The sequence below is a fragment of the Algoriphagus zhangzhouensis genome, from assembly GCF_900148515.1.
GTDB lineage: Bacteria > Bacteroidota > Bacteroidia > Cytophagales > Cyclobacteriaceae > Algoriphagus > Algoriphagus zhangzhouensis.
Genome location: NZ_FRXN01000007.1, coordinates 141,621 through 148,236, shown reverse-complemented (window position 1 = coordinate 148,236; position 6,616 = coordinate 141,621). Strand labels below are relative to the sequence as shown.

The following is a 6,616-nucleotide window of genomic DNA, read 5'->3' as shown; positions in this document are numbered from 1 at the left end:
CCGGAATTGACGGGAAAGAATGCCGTCTCCCTGAACCTGCTGCATGATACCTATGGAGCATTCCGTGAAACCGAGCTGATGCTGAACTATGCCTCCAGAATCCGCTTGACAGAGAAGCACAATCTGAGACTTGGAGCGGGAGTGAGCTATCAGAGCATCAGACTGGATGGGAATGCGCTGACCACGGAAGAACAGAACGACCAGACCTTGGGGCAATACATCGGTCAGTTCTCCAACATGAACATTGTGGACTTCAATTTGGGGATCGCTTTGACCCATGCGAAATACTATGTCAGCTACGGGATGCACCGGGTGAACGGAGGCAAGATCACCTCAGGGGATGAGTTTATGGACGGCTATCCGGCAGCGAAGATGATCCAGGCGGGCTTCAGGGAAGCGATCAGTCCGAATCTGGCTGTGATCACAAATGCCTTTTACAGAAGCCAGAAGGGTTTACCTGACCTGACCGAATTCAACCTGAAAGTCTTGTTGATGAATAAGATATGGGTCGGAGGAGGTCACAGAATAGACTTCGCGACCAATATGCAGCTGGGAGTGGTGACCAAGAGATTGAGAATCGGCTATGTGTATGAGTTTCCGATGGGAGGTTACTCCTACAACCTACCGGGCCAGATCCATGAGTTCACGGCAGTCTTCAGCCTGTTCAGAGACAATGAGCCGGATGATAGCAGACCAGTGATTATGTGGTAATGGTTTAACGATAGACTGGTATCTTTTTAGAAGGATTTAAAAGGTCATGATCAACATTTCCAATAGATCCTTCAACTTTTCCTCTTTCGGTTCTTTGCCAAATTAACCAGCCTTGGTTTTTCCAAGTATCCGGTATTATAGGTTGAGGGACATCATATTCAGCGATCCATAGCTCATATTTTGCGAATTCTGGATCAGTTAAATACTTGTTTCCAAAAATATGGTTGGTGTAAATTATGGGTTTTACTTTGAGTTTGCTTTCTACAAATTTTAAGAAAGTCAGGACGTTTTTAGAAAAATCCTCCAGAGAAACTTCTCCTTTGATTCCCCCATCTTCCAAATCTAACACAGGGGGCATATCTCCAGATTTATGATCGATGACAGATAAAAACAATTCTGCTTGTTTTCTGGGGTCATCATCAGATTCAAAAAAGTGATAAGACCCATGAAGGAGATCATATTCGTGTGCTCCAAGTCTATTTCTAGCATACTTGGGATCTATATAGGTTTCTCCTTCAGTGGCTTTGTCATAGACGAAAATGATTCCGGCTTTTTTTATTTCATCCCAATTCACATCACCTTGAAAATGGGAAACATCAATGCCTAAAACCTGAGAAGTTTTTTGCTCCTGCCTCTCATTATGCCTTGAATATGAAAACTCTAAAATTTCAGAAAATGGATTGATATCAATGGAAAGTTGGAATAGGATAACGAATGAAAACAACAATAAAGAATGGGGTTCAGCTTTAAAAATCATATTTATTTAGTTGAATTTGATTTTGGGACAAGGCTTTTCAATTGAAGAATGATCTTATCAAACTCATTTAATGCGGGAGGGTATCCGAATAATCGTTTAAGAGCGAGTCCGATAACATATAAATAGGCAAAAGGTAGGATTAAGAAAATGATGAGGATATTTCCAAAAAGAGAAACAGCTAACTCTAATCCATGCCTACTCGCATACCTAAGTAAAGTCAAGAAATCTTTACCTATTTTATCTAACTCATCTTTGACTTCTTCTTCTCCCTTGATAATATCATCTTCGACTTTGTTCAAGAGGTCCAGTTTGCCATCATGTTTGCTTCTTTGAGCCGTTTTTAAACTGTCTAATTTATCTTGTTGGGAAAGCTTTTTTGTGTTTAATGAATCTTGGGTGGCCTCAAAATGAGATTGTAGTTTTTTACCCATGTCAAGACTTAATTCTTGAGTTACATTGGATAAAAAAATTGTATAAACAGCTATCCCGGGGGAAATCAAAAGGCCAATAATGATTAGTTTTTTAGCATATTCTTTTGTCTGTTTTATGAACAAGCCAGCAAAAGATACCACCAAGATTAATTTGAATATCCACCAATGACTCAATTTTAAAAGAGTCATTTGGATTAAAATCAATAATGCTGACAAGTTTAGATAGGATAAAATTTTATCGAAGTCACCTTGATAGGAGCTTCCCCATGACTTGAGGAAAGGAATATCTTCGACAATAGGAATGGTTATGTTTTCGAGTTCACTTAAGGCTGTTTTACTAAGGAGAATTTCTTTTGCAGCTTGATCTTCAAAATTGATGGCACCTTGAAAGAAAAGGTTGAAAATTGAAGCAATTAAGAAAATACCGAACACGAGGTATAACCAATATTTTAAAAGTAAATTTTTCATGGTCGAATAAAATTTTATGAAGAGCCAATGAGGAAATAGTGATAAATAAGTGGCTTAAATAAAAATATTTGGATGTATTAAGTTACAAATAAAAATATGTTTTGGGAAGTCTGAAAAATGTGTTAAACATATGATTATTTGCGTGTTATGATATTTGAGTCTAGGGTATAACTCAGTCTCGATAAAAGTTTTGATCAAAAAAAACTCCTTTTCAAAAGGAGTTTCAAGAGTTTATTTCTCACAGATTTCTTTCAATTTTTCGAGCGCTTTGGGCCAGGTTTCTTCAAAGTAAGATTTGTATTCTCCAACCGGTCCCATATCGACTTTTAATAAGGTACTTCCTTCTTGTTCATCAAGGGTGTAGTTTTCAAAAGAACCTTTCATTTTGTCAATATCTTCTCCTGTTGTTACTTCTTGGCTGTCATTGATGAGCCCAATGTATTTGATCGAAATATGGTAGTCCTCTACTCGGTCGGCTATAGTTCCCAACATTCCGCCTAGGGTTCCATCTTCTGATTTTGCAATGAACTTTATTTTGGAGCCTTTTTCCCAACTACCGTCGAAATAAGAGCCTGGATAGAAAACGTAAGCCCATTCTTTATAAGATTCTAGATCCAGCATAGTTTTGAATACGTGACTAGGTTTTGCCTTGATCAATATTTCAAAATGAAGAATCTCTGATTGAAGTGATTCTACATGTGATTTGAAGTTGTTTAAAATAGCCTGCCAGCCCATTTGCTGCATATCTATTGGGTTGGTCTCTTCTGCTTCAAAGAGAGTTGTGACTAAGGTTTCAGAGCCTTTGGCTTCAAATTTCAAAGAGGCTTTTCTCCCGTCACCCATTTCATAGGCCAAAAACTCATTGACTTTGATGTCAGTATATAATCCCCAAAAATCAAATCCCATTGATCCATCTTTGGCCTCCATTCTGCTGCTGAATTTTCCACCCGGTCTTAGATCAATCTCAGAGGAAGGGCAACACCAATCTGGAGAGGCAAAATTCCATTGAGTAACATGGTACGGGTCATTGTAAATTGCCCAAACTTGATTGATAGGAGCCTTTATTGAAGCGGAAATAGTGATTTGTGGTCTTGAGTCCATGGTTATAAAAATTTTGATTTTTCAATATCCAAAATTACTTGAATGAAGTGAAGCTGTTTTGTCTTAATCTGACAACTTGTGGGGGATTTACGACAATTTTCTTACATTCAAAATATGAAGAGAATTTATATTTTGGCGTTGGAACAGGCTGTTGTTCAGGCTATAGCAGGTGCTCAGTATTGTTTCCAAACTGTAAACATGTTTTTGACTCAAAATGGAGCCAATCCACTATTTGATATTCAGCTTGTTGGTGCCAAAACCAAAGTTGATCCTGGGAGTCCTGGGTTTTCTATTCAGCCGGATTTATTAATTGAAGACACTGAATTAGCTGATTTGGTGATAATCCCTCCCTTATTTGGAGATCTTGACTATTCTATTCAAACCAATCAGGCCTTTATACCTTGGATTATCGATCAGCAGAAAAAAGGAGCTGAAATAGCGTCACTTTGTTTGGGGGCTTTTCTTCTGGCAGAAACAGGCCTGGTCGATGGGAAGAAGTGTTCGACCCATTGGGGATTTATCCAGGACTTTAAAAATAGGTATCCGGAGGTATTGATCCAGGATGGGGCAATTATCACAGAGGAAGCGGGGATTTATTCTAGTGGAGGGGCTAATTCCTATTGGAATTTATTGCTTCATATAGTCGAGAAATATGTGGATCGAGAAACTGCTATTTTGCTTTCTAAATATTTTGCGATTGATATAGGGAGAAATGATCAATCTGCTTTTACCATTTTTAATGGGCAAATAGAACACCCAGATGAAGAAATAAAGAAGGCGCAGCAAATTATTGAAAAGAGGTATTCTGAGAAGTTGACGGTGGATGAATTGGCTCAGGAGGTTTCTTTAGGTAGGAGGAGCTTTGAAAGGAGATTTAAAAAAGCGACTAACAATACGGTGCTGGAATATATTCACCGAGTGAAAATCGAAGCTGCTAAAAAGAAATTTGAAAGTAGCGGAAAAAACATCAATGAAGTAATGTGGGAGATAGGGTATACCGATCCCAAAGCTTTCCGAGTTGCTTTTAAAAAAGTTACAGGGACCTCTCCTAAAACCTACAAGGAAAAATATAATAAAGCTCGAGCCTAAGAATGACATTTAATTCTTTTCGTCTAAGCTCCAATATCGACTTCAAATTGGCGTTGTAGAATTATCTATTGAGCTTGTTTGATTTTGGGAAGAAGGCCCGGTTAGTTTAGCCGGGCTTTCTTGCATAAAAAGGAATCCCTGTCTTGTTTTTCAATTTGATAATCTTTTCCTTCGCTTTATCAATTAAGGGGTGCCCCAAAATAAGGGCTGAGATCATACCCATCGGCGATAAGTCGCTGAGCACCTGATCCGGGTAATGCCGGCGTAGGGAACGTATCCACAACCTCCTTTTTTGAATAATCTAATCAATTATTCAAATGGAAAATTTTATGAATCTGGATTTGCTATTGGAGCAAGTTCGAAGCACAAGCTTGTTAGAATGGATCGCCGTTACTTTTGGCGTTTCTGAAGTTTTATTAGCTAAGAGAAACAAAGTTTGGTTGTATCCGACCGGTATCATCAGTATTTGCTGTGGGGCTATAGTCTTGATCCAGGCGAAACTATATGCCGAGACTATTTTGAATGCTTATTACTTGGGGATGAGTATATATGGTTGGATCAAATGGAAAAGTCGAAATCAGTTTGGAACTCCTAAAATCACTAGTTCTGATTCAATGGATAAAGTGAAAACATGGGGAATTGTATTGATTGGATGGGTTGTGCTTTATCTGTTTTTGATCAACTTCACTGATTCTGATGTACCAATCATTGATTCTTTGGTTTCCTCAACTGCCTGGGCTGGGATGTGGCTTTTGGCCAATAGGAAAGTGGAGAACTGGATTTGGTTGAATATTTCCAATGCAATTGCGATTCCATTATTGTTTTACAAAGGACTTTTCATGTTTGGGTTATTAACTGTTTTCTTGTTTGTTATCGCGGTGCTGGGATATTTTGATTGGAGAAAAATTTTAAAAGAGGAAAATAATGAATTACAGTCTGTTTGATTCAGGTCATTCATCTCAAAGTGAGAAAAAGGGAAGTTTAATTCCTGAATGGATAGATGAGATCAATACTGAAGGGTGGTTTCAACTTTTTGTACCCAAGAATCTGGGAGGGCTGGGCTTGGATCTACCAGAGGCTTTGCGCATAGAACAAAAATTGGCAAATCTAGATGGTAGTTTGGGCTGGACCGTAACCCTTTGTTCAGGAGCCTTATGGTTTGTAGGGTTTTTGGAGGAAGGCTTAAGAGAAGAAATCTTTCCAAATACTGGATTATGTTTCGCAGGTAGTGGATTTGTTGGAGGGAAGGCAGAGATTGTTGAAAATGGATACATGATTTCAGGCTCATGGACTTACGCCTCAGGAGCCTTGCACGCCAGTCATTTTACGGCAAATTGTGAGATTTGGAAGGATGGGAATCAGTTAAAAGATGAACAGGGAAACCCTATAATTAAAGCTTTTATCCTAAATAAAGAGGAAGTAGAGATTTTGGGTGGCTGGAATTATATGGGAATGATAGCCACAGGCTCTCATGCATTTAAAACAGAAAGCTTGCATGTGCCTTTTAATCGGAGTTTTGAAATCATTCCTGAAAAGGCTACACTGACTGACCCAATATTTCAATTTCCTTTTCAGCAGTTTGCAGAAGCAACACTGGTTTCCAATATTTTAGGGATTAGCCAGCATTTACAAACTTTGATTCAAGAGGCTTTTTGGAAAAGGAATTCTCATAGAAAGTATAGTGAAGTTGAGGTTGACTTTGCAGAGAAGCAATTTGCTATCTGTTCTAGCAGTCTTGAAGCAGCTGCAAAAGATTTCTATTCCGCAATTGAAATTGCATGGGCCACTTTGATAGAAAGTGGGGCTATCCGGGAAACTGAATTGAAAGATGTAAGTAAAAGGAGCAGAGAATTGGTTCAGGTTTGTAGAGAGAGTAATATGGGTATTTATCCTTTTTCGGGGTTAGAGGTAGCAAAAATGGAAACTGAATTGAATCGGGTATGGAGGGACTTTGCAACTGTTAGTCAGCATGCATTGATTACATTTCCATATTTTGATTGATTTAATTTGAAAAATATTGTCTCTAAAAATCAGGAGGTTAAAATAAAAAGGGTGAAAT

Annotated in this window: 7 protein-coding genes; 4 read left to right on the top strand and 3 right to left on the bottom strand. The window is 38.4% G+C overall.

Annotated features, from left to right (window positions below; translation table 11 throughout):
• Positions 1 to 6 precede the first annotated feature (6 nt).
• Complete coding sequence (locus BUF13_RS20050; protein WP_244547798.1) at positions 7 to 711, top strand: PorP/SprF family type IX secretion system membrane protein; 705 nt, start codon at positions 7 to 9, stop codon at positions 709 to 711.
• Positions 712 to 715: 4 nt separating this feature from the next.
• Here the strand turns inward: BUF13_RS20050 and BUF13_RS20045 are convergent, their stop codons facing one another.
• The 3 genes from BUF13_RS20045 to BUF13_RS20720 all read right to left on the bottom strand — a co-directional run bounded on the left by BUF13_RS20045 (position 716) and on the right by BUF13_RS20720 (position 3,468).
• The gene (locus tag BUF13_RS20045) at positions 716 to 1,468 is read right to left on the bottom strand and encodes a GH25 family lysozyme (protein ID WP_073573610.1); all 753 of its coding nucleotides are present in this window, start codon (positions 1,466 to 1,468) and stop codon (positions 716 to 718) included.
• Positions 1,469 to 1,470: 2 nt separating this feature from the next.
• The gene (locus BUF13_RS20040) at positions 1,471 to 2,367 is read right to left on the bottom strand and encodes a hypothetical protein (RefSeq protein ID WP_073573609.1); all 897 of its coding nucleotides are present in this window, start codon (positions 2,365 to 2,367) and stop codon (positions 1,471 to 1,473) included.
• 231 nt (positions 2,368 to 2,598) lie between these two features.
• Entirely contained in the window at positions 2,599 to 3,468 is an 870-nt protein-coding gene (locus BUF13_RS20720; protein WP_073573608.1) for an SRPBCC domain-containing protein, read from the bottom strand.
• A 114-nt stretch (positions 3,469 to 3,582) separates the two neighbouring features.
• On the opposite strand from BUF13_RS20720, the gene BUF13_RS20030 reads away from it, so the two are divergent.
• The 3 genes from BUF13_RS20030 (at position 3,583) to BUF13_RS20020 (ending at position 6,558) form a co-directional block, all read left to right on the top strand.
• Positions 3,583 to 4,557 carry a GlxA family transcriptional regulator gene (locus BUF13_RS20030; protein WP_073573607.1) on the top strand — a complete coding sequence of 325 codons (975 nt, stop codon included), beginning with the start codon at positions 3,583 to 3,585 and terminating at the stop codon, positions 4,555 to 4,557.
• Between the two features lie 317 nt (positions 4,558 to 4,874).
• A complete protein-coding gene (gene pnuC / locus BUF13_RS20025; protein ID WP_073573606.1) occupies positions 4,875 to 5,501 on the top strand; it encodes a nicotinamide riboside transporter PnuC in 627 nt (208 codons plus the stop codon).
• Positions 5,482 to 6,558, top strand: a complete 1,077-nt coding sequence (locus BUF13_RS20020) for an acyl-CoA dehydrogenase family protein (protein ID WP_073573605.1) — start codon at positions 5,482 to 5,484, stop codon at positions 6,556 to 6,558. The genes pnuC and BUF13_RS20020 overlap by 20 nt, the downstream gene beginning before the upstream one ends.
• The last annotated feature ends 58 nt before the right edge of the window (positions 6,559 to 6,616 follow it).